The 16,403-nt window shown below is 72.0% G+C and carries 11 protein-coding genes; 1 reads left to right on the top strand and 10 read right to left on the bottom strand.

What is annotated here, in order from left to right:
• Positions 1 to 77: 77 nt before the first annotated feature.
• The 4 genes from ACIQ9G_RS01885 to proB all read right to left on the bottom strand — a co-directional run bounded on the left by ACIQ9G_RS01885 (position 78) and on the right by proB (position 3,925).
• Positions 78 to 674 (bottom strand): hypothetical protein, encoded by a 597-nt coding sequence (locus ACIQ9G_RS01885; protein WP_403604788.1) that lies wholly within the window; start codon positions 672 to 674, stop codon positions 78 to 80.
• Positions 675 to 790: 116 nt separating this feature from the next.
• Complete coding sequence (locus ACIQ9G_RS01880) at positions 791 to 2,077, bottom strand: glutamate-5-semialdehyde dehydrogenase (protein ID WP_403604785.1); 1,287 nt, start codon at positions 2,075 to 2,077, stop codon at positions 791 to 793.
• A 61-nt stretch (positions 2,078 to 2,138) separates the two neighbouring features.
• On the bottom strand, positions 2,139 to 2,600 hold the full coding sequence (locus ACIQ9G_RS01875; protein ID WP_403606723.1) for a hypothetical protein: 462 nt from the start codon (positions 2,598 to 2,600) through the stop codon (positions 2,139 to 2,141).
• A gap of 143 nt (positions 2,601 to 2,743) precedes the next feature.
• Positions 2,744 to 3,925 (bottom strand): glutamate 5-kinase, encoded by a 1,182-nt coding sequence (proB, locus tag ACIQ9G_RS01870; RefSeq protein ID WP_403604782.1) that lies wholly within the window; start codon positions 3,923 to 3,925, stop codon positions 2,744 to 2,746.
• 273 nt (positions 3,926 to 4,198) lie between these two features.
• Here proB and ACIQ9G_RS01865 point away from each other — a divergent pair, with 273 nt between their 5' ends.
• A complete protein-coding gene (locus ACIQ9G_RS01865) occupies positions 4,199 to 5,536 on the top strand; it encodes a polysaccharide pyruvyl transferase family protein (protein ID WP_403604779.1) in 1,338 nt (445 codons plus the stop codon).
• Positions 5,537 to 5,646: 110 nt separating this feature from the next.
• Here ACIQ9G_RS01865 and ACIQ9G_RS01860 read toward each other — a convergent pair whose 3' ends face one another.
• The 6 genes from ACIQ9G_RS01860 to ACIQ9G_RS01835 form a co-directional block, all read right to left on the bottom strand.
• Positions 5,647 to 6,873 carry a glycosyltransferase family 2 protein gene (locus tag ACIQ9G_RS01860; RefSeq protein ID WP_403604776.1) on the bottom strand — a complete coding sequence of 409 codons (1,227 nt, stop codon included), beginning with the start codon at positions 6,871 to 6,873 and terminating at the stop codon, positions 5,647 to 5,649.
• 274 nt (positions 6,874 to 7,147) lie between these two features.
• Complete coding sequence (locus ACIQ9G_RS01855; protein WP_403606720.1) at positions 7,148 to 9,238, bottom strand: hypothetical protein; 2,091 nt, start codon at positions 9,236 to 9,238, stop codon at positions 7,148 to 7,150.
• A 255-nt stretch (positions 9,239 to 9,493) separates the two neighbouring features.
• Positions 9,494 to 10,993, bottom strand: coding sequence for a D-ribitol-5-phosphate cytidylyltransferase (locus tag ACIQ9G_RS01850; RefSeq protein ID WP_403604773.1), 1,500 nt, complete (start codon positions 10,991 to 10,993; stop codon positions 9,494 to 9,496).
• Positions 10,994 to 11,533: 540 nt separating this feature from the next.
• Entirely contained in the window at positions 11,534 to 13,084 is a 1,551-nt protein-coding gene (locus ACIQ9G_RS01845; protein ID WP_403604770.1) for an alkaline phosphatase D family protein, read from the bottom strand.
• Positions 13,085 to 13,304: 220 nt separating this feature from the next.
• On the bottom strand, positions 13,305 to 14,786 hold the full coding sequence (locus ACIQ9G_RS01840) for an FG-GAP-like repeat-containing protein (protein ID WP_403604768.1): 1,482 nt from the start codon (positions 14,784 to 14,786) through the stop codon (positions 13,305 to 13,307).
• Between the two features lie 94 nt (positions 14,787 to 14,880).
• Entirely contained in the window at positions 14,881 to 16,281 is a 1,401-nt protein-coding gene (locus ACIQ9G_RS01835; protein ID WP_403604765.1) for an FG-GAP repeat domain-containing protein, read from the bottom strand.
• Between the last annotated feature and the right edge of the window lie 122 nt (positions 16,282 to 16,403).

The raw sequence follows: 16,403 nt of genomic DNA, 5'->3' as shown, positions 1-16,403 counted from the left end.
AGCCCGCATAAACGCCCTGCTCCACGTCAAGTTCTGACAGGTTCTCACCAGAAACGGCACGGCGCGGCCGGGGGCCGTCAGGGGGTGCGCGGGGTCGCCGGGACGGGCCGCTGGGAGTAGTGGTCGGCGGACGCGGAGGGGGGCGCGGCGCCGCCCTGGTCCGGGCCCGTCGAGGCGGGTGGCGGGGCCTGGTCGCGACCGCCGGAGGAGGCCCCGCGGTAGACGGCGGCGAAGGCCAGCGCGACCATGCCGATGCCCATCACGAGGGCGAGCAGCCAGGCGACGGGACGGTGCCAGCGCACCTGCTTGCCGTACGTTCCCGGGGCGCCCCAGCGGTCCTCCAGGACGTCGAGGTCGTCCAGGTCGTCGACGTCGTGGCCGAAGCCGGGGCCCTCGGGGCCGTAGCCGTCCTCGTAGCGCTCGCCTCTGGTGCGGGCGCGGTGGGCCTCCGCCTCGGAGGCCTCGGCTCTGGCCTGCGCGGCGGCCAGGAGGCGTTCGACGGCGGTGGGCTCGTGGATCACGGCCGCCCGCACGAAGGCCTCGTCGAAGACCACGGAGGCGAACTCTTCGTCCGACACCCCGCGGTCGTGGTCGTCGTCGGGCTCCCAGCCGTCAGGGAACGGCGTGCCCCCCACGTCCTCCGGCACGGATCCAGAGTAGACCTGGGGGGTCAATTTGGGCAGACGGTATGGAAATTCATCCGCCTGATGAGACGTTCCCTCCGCCCTTCTCCCGGCACCCCGGCACGACCGGCCGGCGCATGCCGGTCACATATGCCCCGGTATGGCGCTCAGCGCCGGATGTGCCCGTCTCCGGTGAGGATGTACTTGGTACTGGTGAGCTCCGGCAGCCCCATGGGGCCCCGGGCGTGCAGCTTCTGCGTGGAGATGCCGATCTCCGCGCCGAAGCCGAACTGGCCGCCGTCCGTGAAGCGGGTGGAGGCGTTCACGGCGACCGTGGTGGAGTCGACCAACCGGGTGAAGCGGCGGGCCGCCTGCTGGGAGGTGGTCACGATCGCCTCGGTGTGGCCGGAACTCCACAGCCGGATGTGCTCGACGGCCCGGTCGAGGGAGTCGACGACGGCGGCGGCGATGTCGTACGAGAGGTACTCGGTCTCCCAGTCCTCCGGGGTCGCCTCGACGACCGTGGCCCTGGAGTCCTTGGCGTATCCCATGACCCGCTCGTCGGCGTGGACGGTGACCCCGGCCTCGGCGAGCGCGTCCAGGGCGCGCGGCAGGAAGTCCGCGGCGATGTCCTGGTGGACGAGGAGCGTCTCGGCGGTGTTGCAGACGCTGACCCGCTGCGCCTTGGAGTTGACCAGGATGTCGACCGCCATGTCGAGGTCGGCGTGGGCGTCGACGTAGACGTGGCAGTTGCCGGTGCCGGTCTCGATCACCGGGACGGTCGACTCGTTGACGACGGTCCGGATCAGGGAGGCGCCGCCCCGCGGGATCAGCACGTCGACCAGGCCGCGGGCGCGCATCAGCTCGCGCACGCTGTCCCGGCCCTCACCGGGCACCAGCTGCACGGCGTCGGCGGGCAGCCCCGCCCCGCCCACGGCGTCGCGGATCACCCGGACCAGGGCGGTGTTCGACTCGTAGGCGGAGGCCGAGCCGCGCAGCAGCACCGCGTTGCCGGACTTCAGGCAGAGCGCGGCGGCGTCGACGGTGACGTTCGGGCGGGCCTCGTAGACGATGCCGACCACGCCGAGCGGTACGCGCACCTGGCGCAGGTCCATGCCGTTGGGGAGCGTGTTGCCGCGGACGACCTCGCCGACCGGGTCGGGCAGCGCCACCACGTCGCGCACGTCGGAGGCGATCGCGCGCACCCGCTCCGGGGTGAGCGTGAGCCGGTCGACGACGGACTCGCTGGTGCCCGCCTCGCGGGCCTTGGCGACGTCCTTGGCGTTGGCCTCGACGATCTCGCTGGTACGGACCTCCAGGGCGTCCGCGACGGCGAGCAGCGCGTCGTCCTTCTCCACGCGCGGCAGCGGCGCGAGGTCGGCGGCGGCGGCCTTGGCGCGGTAGGCGGCCCGGATGACCGGGGACATCGAGTCGTACGGCGAGAGCGTGGTCATGAAGGAAGGGTAGTGCGCCGGGCAGGCCCGTCCGGCGGTTGTTCCACACCGCGAGACGCGGTCAAAACGGGTGAACCCCGACCGGTGTCGCGGGCGGCGGGCCGTATCCCTCCGCGAGGCGCTGGTGATAGGTCTCGCGGTCGATGACCTCCAGGCCGACGATCTCCCAGGGCGGCAGCTTGGCGGTCTGCCGGTGCTCGCCCCACAGCCGCAGCGCGACGGCGGCCGCGTCGTGCAGGTCGCGGGCCTCCTCCCAGTAGCGGATCTCCGCGTGGTCGTTGGCGTAGCGGCTGGTGAGCAGGAAGGGGTGGTCGTGGGCGAGCTGCTCCAGGCCGCGCCGCACCTCCTTCAGCGGGGCCTCCTCACCGGAGACACTGAGGGTGATGTGCCACAGCCGCGGCAGGTCTCTGGGCTCCTCGTAGCGGTCCCCCGCCGCCACGCTGGTCAGGGCGCGCTCCTCCCCGACCGCGCGGGAGGGGGACCCGCCGGCACCCCCGCGGTACGCCGCCGCCCCCGGGCGCACTCGTCTCACGACGACCTCCTTCACGCAGCGCTCATGCGGAATGTCCCTGAGACAAAAGTGGAGCAGGCCGCACGGCTCCGTGGGGCGGTTTTACGGAACGTCCCCCAACCTTCAGGACCGAGGTGGACGGACGTTTCGGCCCATTACGGCTCCAGGATGACCAGGTCGTCCCTGTGTACGACCTCGCGTTCGTACGCCGGTCCGAGCTCGCGGGCCAGTTCACGGGTGGAGCGGCCGATCAGCCGGGGGATCTCCTTGGCGTCGAAGTTGACGAGCCCGCGGGCCACCGGGCGCCCCGAGCCGTCGCGCAGCTCGACCGGGTCGCCCGCGGTGAACTCGCCCTCGGCGGCGGCGATCCCGGCCGGCAGCAGCGACTTGCGGCGCTCGACGACGGCGCGCACCGCCCCGTCGTCGAGGGTGAGCGAGCCCTGTGGGGTGGAGGCGTGCTGAAGCCACAGCAGCCGGTCGGCGGAGCGCTTCCCGGTGGCGTGGAAGTAGGTGCCGGTGTCGCCGCCGGAGAGGGCGTCGGTCGCGTGCACCGCGCTGGTCAGCACGACGGGGATGCCGGCCGCGGCGGCGATCCGGGCCGCCTCGACCTTGGTGACCATGCCGCCGGTGCCGACGCCGGCCTTGCCGGAGCTGCCGATCTCCACGTGCGCCAGATCGGCGGGCCCGCGCACCTCCGCTATCCGTGAGGTGCCGGGCCGGCTGGGGTCACCGTCGTACACGCCGTCCACGTCGGACAGCAGGACCAGCAGGTCGGCGCGGACGAGGTGGGCGACGAGCGCCGCGAGCCGGTCGTTGTCGCCGAAGCGGATCTCGTCGGTGGCCACGGTGTCGTTCTCGTTGACGACCGGGAGGGCGCCCATCGCCAGCAGCTTGTCGAGGGTGCGGGAGGCGTTGCGGTGGTGGGCGCGGCGGCTCATGTCGTCGGAGGTCAGCAGGACCTGGCCGACCCGGACGCCGTAGCGGGCGAAGGAAGCGGTGTAGCGGGCCACGAGCAGGCCCTGGCCGACGCTGGCCGCGGCCTGCTGGCGGGCCAGGTCCCTGGGACGGCGGCGCAGGCCCAGCGGGGCGAGGCCCGCGGCGATGGCGCCGGAGGAGACCAGCACGACCTCCCGCTCTCCGCCGCCCACCCGTCTCCCGTCACCACCCTCGTCCGAGGCCCTCCGGGCCACCCCGCCCTCTCGGCTCTTCGCGAGCACGTCGACGAGCGCGTCGACCCGGTCGGCGTCCAGGCCGCCCGACGCGGTGGTCAGCGACGAGGAACCCACCTTGACGACGATCCTGCGGGCCTCGCACACGGCCTGCCTTACCCCTGCCACCTTGCTGTCTGTCCCCTCGCCCGGTTCCGGCTGCCCCGCCCGAATCTACGCGAAGCGGATCGCTCACCGCGCATCGGTCCAGGGTACGGACGGGATGCCTGTAGGCGCCACGTAGTCGCGCGCTCACGGAATGCGTACGGCAAAAAGGTTGTGGTGGTTGCGCATAGAAATTAAAGATCCGACAAACTTAGGGTGAACTGCGTGTCAGCTACCCTTCGCCCCACGAAGCGCATCCTTCTCCGGTCGGGGAAGAGCCCTTTCGACGTCGTCCCCGTGGAGGAAGCACTCCAGCGGGACGTGATCGCGACCAACTCCGGCAACCTGATCTTCAGCGACGCCGCCCACAAGATCCTGCAGACGCCGGGCACCGAGGTCGTCTCCAACGGGATGCGGGCCGCCGCGGCCGAGGCCGAGCGCATCAACGAGGAGTACGACGCCTTCGTCGTCCCCCTCGCCAACGCCTTCCGGCCCTCGTTCCAGACCGGGCTGAAGCGGCTGACGCGACTGATCGGCAAGCTGCGGATTCCGGTCGTGGTCATGGGCGTCGGCGCACAGACCGGCCTGAGCTACGACGCGGCACGGCTGAAGTCCATCGAGCCGGCCGTGCGCGCGTTCTGCTCCGCGGTGCTCGACCGCAGCGCCTCGATCGGCGTGCGGGGCGAGTTCACCGAGAAGTACCTGCGGGACCTCGGCTTCCGCGATGTCGAGGTCATCGGCTGCCCCTCGCTGTTCCTGCACGGCGAGCGGCTCACCGTGCGCAAACGGGCACCGGAGCTGACCGCCGACTCCCGCGTCGCCGTCAACGGCTCGCACACCGCCGTACGGTCCCAGGGCCTGGACCGGGTCCTGAAGAGCGCCCACGCGCGCTATCCGCACCTGCGCTTCGTCGGCCAGAACCTCAGCGACGCACGGCAGTTGCACTGGCGGGACCTGTCGGACCCGAACGGGCAGTTGGCGGCGATGCCGACGCACCCCGACCACCCGATGTACCGGGAGGACAAGGTCCGCGTCTACATCGACCCGGTGACCTGGATCGACGACCTGCGCGACTTCGACTTCTCCTTCGGCTCCCGCATCCACGGCAACATCGCGGCGCTGCTCGCCGGCACTCCCGCCACCGTGCTGTGCGGCGACTCGCGCACCCTGGAGCTGTGCCGCTACTTCGGCATCCCGCACCGGCGGATCGACCGGCTGCCCGAGGACCTGGATCCGGCGGACCTGTACGCACAGGCCGACTTCACCGGTCTGACCGGCGGGCACCGGGAGCGGTTCGAACGGTTCACCGCGTTCCTGGACCGCAACGGGCTGGAGAACACGTTCACCCATGGCGACGGCGGCGCCGCCTTCGACGAGCGGATGCGCTCGCTCGCCTTCCCACCGGGCATCCGCCCCTGGAACGACGCCGACATCGCCTCGCTCGCCGGCCGGTTCGGCTGGCTCCAGCGCCAGGTCCTCGAACTCTCCCTGGAGAACACCCGGTTGAAGCGCGATCTGGCGCGGGCCGGGTCGCGGACGGTCACGGCCTCCGTCCCGCCGTCCTCGGTCTACCGGCGGGCACGGCGGGCGGTGGGGCGCCCGCTCCGGCGGGCGCTGCAGTCGGGGCGGCAGTAGGGGCACCGGCTGGAGGAACGGCGGCAGGAGGAACGCCTTCGGCCACCCCGCCGAGCGCTGTGGCCCGACCGGGGACGGCAGCCGGGGAGCACGGCGGCCCAGAAGGCTCCTCAGGCCGCCGTGGTCCGTCCGCCCGGGGCCGTCGGGCGGAGGCCGCGCAGCAGGCGCCGGACCCTGCGGGCCGCGCGGCGCGCGAAGGAGGAGGACGGCGTCTCCCGCCAGCCCGGGAAGGCGCGGGCCTCGCGCGGCTCGGCGAGGTAGATCCGGTCGGGGATGCCCGCCTGGTCGGAACGGAAGTGCGGGTAGGCCAGGTAGAGCCGGGTGCCCCGCCGCTCCAGCACGGCCTCGGGCTCCTTCTTGGCCCGGACGAACTCCACGACGTCCTTGAGCAGATCGGGCCGCCGCCGGGCCACCAGGTGCAGCCGCAGCCGCTCGTGCACCCGGAGGCGGCAGGCCACGCCCTCGTTCCAGTGTGCGTCCATCAGCGGTCCCGCCAGCTCCATCTTGTGCCGCCGGACCTGCTCGGAGTCCTTGAGGAACTTCGGCCCGAACTGGGGCAGCAGCGTGATGAGGAAGGGGCGGACCATGAGGCTGTCCCGCCTCGCGCCCGCGGGGACCATCTCGGAGATCAGGTCCATCAGGGCGCGCGCGGAGTCGAAGCGCAGGGTGTAGCTGCCGCTCCTGGTCACGTGCTTGCCGTCGTCGCGGCCGACCAGGTAGTAGCAGGTGTGGTCGGCGATCACCGAGACGCCGTCGGCCCGCAGATAGGCCTCCATGGTGAACAGTGCGTCCTCGCCGGTGAACAGCGACTCGTCGAAGCGCATGTCGTGGCGCTCCAGCAGCGCCCGGCGGAACAGCTTCTGCGCGCTGAGGGTGAACTTGATGTTGGAGGAGAACACGTCGGTGCGCCCCACCGTCCTGCCCCACATCGACTTGGGAGCGGTGCGCCTGATGCCCTCGACCTTGCCGAGCACGACGTCCGTGCCGTTCTCGTCGGCGATGGCGGTCATGCGCTCCAGTGCCTCGGGGCCGAGCCGGTCGTCGGCGTCCAGGAAGAAGACGTAGCGCCCGGTGGCCTTGCCGAGGCCGATGTTGCGCGGGCCGCTGGGGCCCCCGGAGTTCTCCTGGTGGATGACGGTGACGGACATCGGGGCGCGGGCGGCGAACTCCTCCAGGTACTCCCCCGTGCCGTCGGTGGAACCGTCGTCGACCGCGACGACCTCGATCCGGGCCGGGTCCATGGTCTGTGCCTCCACCGACGCCAGGCAGTCGACCAGGTACGGCATCGCCTCGTACGCCCCGATGATCACGCTGACGTCAGGCTGCGGCACGGTCACACGTCCCCCTGTTCACATATCCCCCAGGCCAACGGAAGATTTCTCCCGTATCGCATCAATCACTACCTCTTAAGACGGCCGACCCCGGTGCGCGGTTGCGCGCGGCACGTGGATTCGTGACACGGGTCACATGGCGAGCGGTCCAATACCGACGCTAGGCGGCGGGAGTAAGAGACGGGAAAGGCCCGGTTCCGAGGGTCTTGTCCTCGGAACCGGGCCAATGGGCCTGGAGGCGTGGGGCCGGTGTGTCCGGTGGCCGTGCGTCCGGCGGCGGTCAGCCCGCGGTCACGCCGTCCGTCTCACCGGCCGACGCCATCCGCTGTCCCGGCACCGCGTTCGCCAGCGCCGTCTCGGCGGTGCCGCCGGCGGCGCGGGTGGCCTGGCCGACGTTGCGGGTCTCGGCCTTGAGCGCGAGGTCGGCCACCGCGGTGTTGAACTGCTCGATGGACGTGGGCTCGTCCGGGCCGAGCAGGTACTGCTTGAGCTCCGCGCGCTCCCCGGCCAGCGGGTCGGCCGCCGGGTCGCGCACCGCGGCTAGCAGCTCGCCCAGCTCGGCCGCGCTGTTGGAGAGGATCACGGCGGCGCGCACCGCGGTGTTGTTCCGCTTGAACTCCTCGGCGCCGAGCTCCGCGGAGTCCGTCACCGCGTACGGCTTGCCGCTGGCGATGAAGTCGGAGACCACGCTGGAGATGTCGGAGACCATCGCGTCGGAGACGTTGAAGCAGTCGTACAGCCGGGGCTCGGCGCCGGTGATGACGCGGTGCTGCCAGTCGCCGAAGGAGCGCCAGTAGGCCTCGTTCCACTCGGCGCGCAGCCGGGCGGTCTCCTCGTGCCGGGCCACGTCGAGCAGGCCGTCGCGGGTGGCCTCGGCCTCGTCGCGCTTCTCGCCGCCCTTGCCGGCCAGCGCGGCGAGGCGGGCCTCGATACGGGCCAGCTCGGCCTTGGCCCGCGCCCGCGTCGCGGCCTGGTCGGCGGTCCCGGCGGTGAAGCGCGGGTCGGCGGCGCGCGCGGCGGCGGCCTTCTCGACCAGGGCGATGATCCGCTGGTGCGTGGCCTTGGCCTGCGCGCTGCGGGTTCCGGTGAAGGGGTGCGGCTTGTACAGGACGCGGACCGGCGGGTCGGCCTGCACCAGTTTCCTCACGATGTTCTCACCCGCGAGAAGGATGGAGGTATTGCCCGGGTTGTCGTCCCAGCCCTCCCAGGTGGGGGCGTACAGGACCGTGGGGATACGGCCCTCGGGCACGCCCTGCCAGGTCTGGATCGGCGCGAGCTGCGGGCGTCCGACCTCGGCGATGTCGTCGTCGCGGACGCCGACGTCGGCGATGGCGTAGCGGTCGCGGCCCGCGCGGCCGGCGGTCCACACCTCGTCGTAGACCTTGCTGAACGGGTTGACGCTGGCCAGCTTGTCGCTGTCGCCGTGGCCGATGAAGACGTGCTTCATGGTGGGCACGCGCAGCATGTGGATGTTCTTGCCCACGTTCGCCGCGTACAGCGCGACCCGCACGCTGGACAGGTCCATGTTCATCAGGTGCACCCCTCCGGGCACGCAGACGACCGGGACCGTGGTGGGCGCCAGGTTGGACAGGATGACCCGCTCGCGCAGGATGATCAGCGGCCGGGTGTCCAGCTGCTCCATCGTCTCCAGCCACATGTTGACCTGGTACGCGGAGTCCCGGGAGCCGGAGAAGTACAGCACGGTCTGCGGCTGGTAGGCGCGCAGCCAGTCGTCGACGGCGGCGAGCACCGTCTCGGCCCGCGGCGGCACCTTCCGGCCGCGGACGTACGGCACCAGGGCGAGGATATAGAGGATGCCGAGCCCCAGGGTGGCGGCGATGCCGAGGTAGGCGTACAGCGCACGCGTGGTGGCCGCCGCGACCAGGACACCCGCCACGGCCGGGACGTCGAGGTGGAGCATCTTCTCCGCGGAGCGGTGCAGCAGACGGCGCGGCGGCGCGTCGGGGATGCGGATGCGGGAGGCCAGGTCCACGTTGCGGGTGGCGACCGGCATCCGGCGGCGGTTGCGGATCAGGGTGACCAGAGCGCCGTGCGGGGCCTGGAGGCCGTAGAAGGCGATGAAGCCGGCGGTGGCGACGTAGAAGACCAGGTCGTCCGAGAGGTCGAGGCGGGCGAGCAGCAGGACCAGGAGCAGCTGGCGGACCAGGAAGCGGATGGACAGACCCGCCCGCACCTTGCCGAGGCGGTTGACGAGGTAGCTGCCCTTGCGGTGCAGATAGTGGTCCGCCAGGTACGTCACGGCGGCCGCGGCCGCGAAGGCGTACACGCTCGGGACGAGCGCGGCCAGCATGACGCAGGGGAAGCCCAGCATCATGAGTGCCGCCGCGGCCAGTTCGGCCGCGCTGCCCACCCGGGCGACGCGTATAGCGGTGGATATCACGGGGGAACCTGCTCTGGGAGGGGTGCCGGTTTTGTCAGTGCATGCTCTGCATGGTCTTGAATCGCCGTAAATGTGCCGGAATACCGAATCGACGGGAAAAGGACCTTGCGAAACGCTGTGAATATTTCGAAACGAGGGGGAAACTGACGGACTCAGGCCTCTGTGAACCCCCGGCGAACGGGAAACCACAGAGGCCTGAAGGGCAGATGTCTGTTTAGCAGATGATTATGCCACGCCGTCCTGGCGGTCGAGGACTCCCGCCAGCGCCTGCTCGAATCCGGAGGCCTTGGAGGCGCCCGCCGTCGGGTCCTGCTGACGCACGTCGATCACGTGTCCGGTCAGCTCCGACAGCAGCACGTCGAGCGAGGTGCGGGCCACGGCCTCGGAGGAGAGCAGGCTGCCCGCGGGCTCCTGGCCGAAGGCCTTGGTACGCATGGGGGTGGCGGTGCGCTCGGGGTTGACGCAGTTGACGCGGATGCCGTCGCCCGCCCACTCGTCGGACAGCGCCTGGGTGAGGTTCACCATGGCGGCCTTGGTGGAGGAGTACAGGCTGTACTCGGCGCGGCCGCGGGTGTAGCTGCTGGAGGTGTAGAGCAGCAGCTGGCCCTTGGTCTCCGCGAGGTACTTGTAGGAGGAGCGCGCGATCTGCACCGGGGCCAGGTAGTTGACCTTCAGCGCCTCCTCGATGGTGGCGTTGTCGGTCTCGGCGAGCTTGCCGATGCGCAGCACGCCCGCGGTGTTGACGACGTAGTCGATCCGGCCGGTCTCCGCGTACGCCTTGGACAGCGCGTCGTCGACCTCCTCCGGGTTCTCCACGTGCGTGCCGGTGGTGGAGCGGCCCAGCGCGTAGACGCGCGCGCCGTAGGACTCGGCGAGCTCGGCGATGTCCTTGCCGATGCCGTAGGAGCCGCCGAAGATGACCACGGTCTTGCCGGAGAGGAGCTCCCGGTAGACCTCCTCGCCCTTCTGCTCCGGCGCGGCCGTGGAGGCCAGCTGGAAGAGCTTGTCGGCGATGAAGACGTCGACGGGCTGGGTGACCTTCATGTTGTACTCGTCACCCGCGACGACGTGGATCGGCACGTCCGGCAGGTACTTGAGCACGACGGAGCAGTCGTCCGTGGCCTGGAAGTTGGGGTCGCCGGCGGCGACCTCGTAGGCGCGGCGGATCGTGGACAGCTTGAAGGCCTGCGGGGTCTGGCCGCGGCGCAGCCGGGAGCGGTCCGGGATCTCGGTGATGAACTCGCCGTCCTCGCCGTGGGTGCGGGTGACGATGATGGTGTCCGCCGAGGGGATGGCGACGTCCACGGCCTGGAAGCGGTCCAGCGCCGTCACGCAGTCGTCGATGACGCGCTGCGACAGCAGCGGGCGCACGGCGTCGTGGAAGAGGACGTTGCGGTCCTCGCCCTCGGCCAGGCCCTCGCCCAGGGCGGAGATGGCGCGCTCGGTGGTCTCGTTCCGCGTCGAGCCACCCTCGATGATCTTCGTGACCTTACGGAACCCGGCCTTGGCGACGATCTTCTCGATGTCCGGCACATAGCCCGGCGCCATCAGCACGATGATGTCGTCGATGGAGTCGGCGTTCTCGAAGGTGGTCAGGGTGTGCTCGATGACTGCCTTGCCGGCGATCTTCAGCAGCTGCTTGGGAATCGACAGACCCACGCGCTGACCGGTGCCACCGGCCAGGATCACTGCGGTGGTACGGGGCTTGGCTATGTGCTGGGACACAGGTGACCTACCTTGGGGCAATCGGGAACTCGGAAATGCTCCCACTTGTGGTTACCGCTGTGCAAGGTGAGCGACCTCCGGCGCATATCCGCGCGCAACCTGTCATTAACCTTGCACGGCTGGTGATTGGCGACGCCCCGGAACCCCCCGGTAATTGCTGTGAGTAACTCCACAGGGGTTCGATCATTGCCGTGCGTGACCCCGCGTCGCGCGGCGGGTGACACGGGGGATGACGTCCCGTCGGTCCAGCGCCGCAGCAACACTTCGGACACTTCGGGTGTTTATGGTGATTCCGCCGCCGCCCGTGGCCGGGCCGCCGGCGGCGGGAGGGCGGGGCGGGTCTCCACGTCCCCGGATGCCGGACCGCACGCGTTCTTCATAAGCGGCACCGCGCCGTTGCGGACGAGTCGGTAATAGGGCTCGGCAGTAAGGACATTGCCCCGGAATTCCACATCAAGATTCCGCGGCATTCCGGTCTCGGCACGGGTGGCGGAGCGATTCGCCGGGCGCGGCCCGGCCCCCACCTCGACGGCGTGCCGGTCAGACCACCGCGACGCCGGGCCGGCCCGCCTCGACGCGCAGCCGGGCCAGCGTGCTCGTGACCGCCGAGGGCCGTTCCACCGTGTCCACGATCCGCACCCTCGCGTCGATGCCGTCCTGGCGGACGTCGAAGAGGTGGTAGCCGCGGTGGGCGTCGACCACCTTCCAGTGCGGGTTGTCCGCCCGGCGCGGGTCCCACTCGGCGCGGAAGGCGGCCTGGTCCTGGTCGCCGTTGCTGGAGACGGAGGTGCCGACGAACTCGGCGCCGACGACGGCGGAGTGGGGGTCGGCGAAGTCCTCCTTCAGGTCGCTGACCATCGTCAGGTGCCGGTCGCCACTCAGCACGACGGGGTTGCGCACCGTCCTGAACTCCTTGAGCAGGGCCTTGCGTTCGGCCTGGTAGCCGTCCCAGGCGTCGCAGTACCACAGCGTGCCCGGGCCGGCCCGGAGGTCGGCCTCGGCCATCATGATCTGCGAGGCCACCAGGTTCCAGCGGGCGGGCGAGCGGTGCAGCCCGTCGAGCAGCCACGCCCTCTGCCGGGCCCCGAGCATGGTCCGCGCCGGGTCCTCGGCCCGTGCCTGCGTGGCCGGCCGGCGGCTGCGGAACTGGCGGGTGTCCAGGACGTTCAGCCGGACCAGCCGGCCGAACTCGAGGCGCCGGTGCATCCGGATGTGCGGACCCGAGGGGACCGCGGTGGCCCGGACCGGCATGTGCTCGTAGTACGCCCGGTAGGCCGCGGTCAGCCGGGCGACGAACGCGTGGTGCGTCTGCCTGCGGGGATTCTGCGGGATCTCACCGGCGAAGTTGTTGTCGACCTCGTGGTCGTCGAAGGCGACCACCCAGGGGGTGTGCGCGTGCAGGGCCGCGAGCTCCGGGTCGGTGCGGTACTGCGCGTGGCGGTTGCGGTACTGCTCCAGGGTGTGCGGCTCCCCCGCCCCCTCGTGCCGGCGCACGGCCGCCGCCGACGGCGCGGACTCGTAGATGTAGTCGCCGACGAACAGGACGACGTCCGGGTCCTGCCGGAGCACGTCGGCGTACGGCGTGAAGTAGCCGTGCTGCCAGTTCTGGCAGGAGGCCAGCGCCAGGCGCAGCGCGCGGTTCCGGCTGTGCGGATGGGGCGCGGTGCGGGTGCGGCCGACGGGCGAGAGCCGGCCGCCGGCGCGGAAGCGGTACCAGTACACGCGGTCCGGGAGCAGACCCCGTACGTCCACGTGCACGCTGTGCCCGTACTCGGGCCGCGCCCCCGCCACGCCCCGGCGCACGGTCTTCGCGAACCGCTCGTCGGCGGCGAGTTCCCACTCCACGGGGACCCCCCGGCGGGGCATGCCGCCGCCGTTCAGCGGGTCGGGGGCGAGCCGGGTCCACAGCACGATGCCGTCCGGCAGCGGGTCGCCGGAGGCGACGCCGAGGCCGAACACGTGCTCGGGCAGCGGGGTTGTGGCGGTCCGGGCGGCGGCCGGGAGCCACCGCGGGGCGGAGGCCGTGGCGCCCAGTACGGCGGCACCGGCGCTCAGGAAGCGGCGGCGGTCGGTCGACGGTGCTGCGGTCATCGGCGAACTCCCCTGCCTCACGGTCCTCTTGGACAACCGGAAGCTCCCGCGGCCGGACGGTCCGGTCGCTGGACGGGAGTGCTCAGGCGCACGACGCGTCGGCGGACGGCGGAAGACCCGTCGCGGCACGCACGCCGCGAGGGACGTGAGCGTGCCACAACGGGCCGTGGAAGGTGCCCGCCCACCGGGGCGTGTCGGGGCACCCGGTACCGGAACCGCCCTAGTGGGCGAATCCGAGGCCGAGGCGGGCGCCGGCCGCGACGGTGCCGAGGGTGCCCGCGCCGAAGGTGAGGGAGCCCGTCGGCGTCACGCCCGTGGACGTGGACCTGAAGACCCACACCGAACCGGCGTTCGCGTTCTCCCCCGGAGCGCCGACGGCGAGGTCGGCCCGGCCGTCGTGGTCGGCGTCGAGGAGGTGCAGAGCCCCGCCGAAGGTGTCGGCCCCCTCGGCGGTGCCCGGGACACCCGCGGTGTTCTGGCTGAACACCTTGGCCCCGTTGCCCGCGGGTCCCCCGGCCGAACCCCGCAGGACGACGACGGCGCCGGCGTCGGTCACACCGTCGAAGTCCTCGCCGGGGACGCCCGTCGCGATGTCGGCGTACCCGTCGCCGTCGACGTCGGCGACCGAGACGTCGGTGCCGAAGCCGTCCCGGGCCTCGGCGACGCCGGGCACCCCGGCGCTGTCCTGGTTGACGTACGTCGTCCGCGCCCCGTCCGGGCCGGCGGCGGCGCCGGGGATCCAGGCGATACGGCCGCCCTTGGGGAGCGGGGTGTCGAGGTCGCTGTCGTAACCGTCGACGGTCCGGCCCACGACGATGTCGCCGTACCCGTCGCGGTCGACGTCACCGATGTCGAGGTTCTCCCCGCCCTGCAGGCGGGTGCCGTCGGCGTCGTGCACCAGCCGGTACGGCGTGAGCCCGTCGCGGGAGCCGGGCCAGTACACGACCCGGCGGGCGTCGTACTCGTCGCCGTCGTTCTCCGTCGCGGCGACGTCGGCGAGGCCGTCGCCGTTCACATCGCCGGCCGCCAGGTCGAGGACGCGGCTGTCGAACTCGTCCGTGACCACCTGCTCGGCGCGGGCGGTGGAGCCGTTCCGCGCGAACGGGCCGCTCAGCACCCGCAGGTCGTTCTGGTGCTGGACCGTCACCAGGTCCGGCGCGCCGTCGCCGTCGATGTCGCCCGCCGCCAGGTGACCACGCGCGCCGAGCCCGTCGTAGGCGTGTCCCGTGGCGAGCGCCGCCCCGCCGGACAACCCCTCGGCGCCGCCCCACAGGACCTCGACCAGCCCGGAGTCGGTGCCGCCGCCGGCCGTGTCCTCGTGGGCCACCCCCACGATCAGGTCCGCGTACCCGTCCCGGTCCAGGTCGGCGGTGGCCAGCGCGCTGCCGAACTCGTCGTCCGTCTCCGCGCCGCCGGGGACACCCGCCGTGTTCTGGCTGAACACCTGCTTCGTCTCGGTGCGCAGCCCGCTCGCCGAGCCGTAGAGCACGGCGACGTAGCCGGCGCCCTTCTTGCCGCCCACGGTGGCCGAGGGCGCCGCCACGGCGAGGTCGGCGTAGCCGTCGCCGTTGAAGTCGTCGCGCGGTGCCGCCCCGACGGTCCGTGTGCCGGCCACCGCGTGCGTGACGGGCAGCAGGGCCGCGCCGGTCACCGCGAGCACGACGGCGAGGCCCGTGCGCCACACCCCTCCGCGTCCGGTCATCTCATTGCCTCCATGGTGGTGGTACGTCGCATCGGCCGTTCGGCGAGGCGCCGTTCCGTCGTCGACAGTGCTGTGGTGCGTATGCGTGGGTGGATCAGCGCGGGAATTCCTCGCCCAGCCGGGCCCCGCTCGCGACCGTGCCCAGGGTGCGGGCGCCGAAGGAGAAGGAGCCGGTGGCCGTGGCTCCGGTGGAGGCGGCGCCGAAGACCCAGACGGCGCCCGCCTGGGCGTCCTCGCCGAGCGCGGCCACGACCGGCTCGGCCCTGCCGTCGCCGTTGCCGTCCACGAGGTGGGTGCCCGTACCGAACAGGTCGCCGCTCTCGGCCGTGCCGGGCACGCCGGCGCCGTCCTGACTGAACACCCTGGTGCCGGCGCCGGTCGCGCCGTGCGGGCCGCCGGGTAGCACGGCGAAGGTGCCGGCGTTCTTCAGGGCGCCGAAGTCCTCGTACGGAATCCCGGCCAGGATGTCCCCGTACCCGTCGCCGTCTACGTCGCCGATCGAGACCGACCGGCCGAACTCGTCCCCGGCCTCCTGGACACCCGGCACGCCGGGCGTGTCCTGGGTGATCACCCGGGGAGCGCCGGCGGGGAGCCCGTTCGCGGTGGCGCGCAGGACCCGGAGCGAGTTCTCCCCCAGCACGAGGTCTGCGCGGCCGTCGCCGTCGAGGTCGCCGAGCGCCAGGGAGTCCGCCTGCTGCCCCGCCAGGTCCTTGAGCTCGACGGACGCCCGCAGTCCGTCGCGGCCGCCGCGCGCGTAGTACACGTAGTTGCCGTAGTTCGTCTCGTCGTCCCAGTCGTCGGCCCGGGCCACCGTCACGAGGTCGTCGGTGCCGTCGCCGTCCGTGTCCCCGGCCGCCACGGCGACATTCCTCAGGTCGCCCTCGCTGAAGTCCGCGCCGCTCTGGACGGCGGCGGGAACCCCGTCGCGATGGAACGGCCCGAAGGAGACGAGACCGTTGCGGGCCAGGTCCTGGTGTCCGTCGCCGTCGAAGTCGCCGGTGACGGACATGGGGGCCTGGTACCGCCCGGTGCCTTCGGCGGGCAGCGCCTTGCCCGTGACGAGGCCGCCGGGCCCGCCCCACAGCACGGTCCGGCGGCCCGTCCGGTCGATGCCGTCCTGCCGCCACTGTTCGGCCTGGGCCTCGACGACCAGGTCGGTGAACCCGTCCCCGTCCAGATCGGCCGCGACGAGCCCCGAACCGAAGAGGTCTCCCGCCTCGACGCTGCCGGGAACACCGGGGGACGCCTGCGTGTACACCTTCTTCGCCCCGGAACGGAGGCCGCCCGCGGCCCCGTACAGCACGGCGACGTAACCGGCCTTGGCCCTGCCGCCCACCGTCGCGAGGGGGGCGCTCACCGCCAGGTCCTCGTAGCCGTCCCCGTTGAAGTCCTGCTCCAGGGTCCTGGTGACCTTGGCGGCGGGGGCGGTGGCGGGCCCGGCATGAGCGGACGAGACCACGGCGCCGGTCGCCGCGAGCAGCGCGATGGCCGTCACTACGGTACGGCGCGTTCTCTGCGGAACGGTCTTGGACACATCGACTCCGGGAATCTGCGGGGGACTTGGCCGCGGAGGCGCGAGATCCCGCCGCGGTGCCCAGTACGACTCGCCGGAGAGGG

Source organism: Streptomyces sp. NPDC096152 (genome assembly GCF_044763235.1).
Lineage (GTDB): Bacteria > Actinomycetota > Actinomycetes > Streptomycetales > Streptomycetaceae > Streptomyces.
Note: the sequence above shows the minus strand (reverse complement) of the source record. Positions and strands in the feature narration are given on the sequence as shown.

Excerpts from the sequence above, each read along its gene's own strand:
- ACIQ9G_RS01840 (WP_403604768.1), bottom strand. The coding sequence starts at position 14,786 with ATGACCGGACGCGGAGGGGTGTGGCGCACGGGCCTCGCCGTCGTGCTC.
- ACIQ9G_RS01880 (WP_403604785.1), bottom strand. The coding sequence starts at position 2,077 with ATGACCACGCTCTCGCCGTACGACTCGATGTCCCCGGTCATCCGGGCC.
- ACIQ9G_RS01845 (WP_403604770.1), bottom strand. The coding sequence starts at position 13,084 with ATGACCGCAGCACCGTCGACCGACCGCCGCCGCTTCCTGAGCGCCGGT.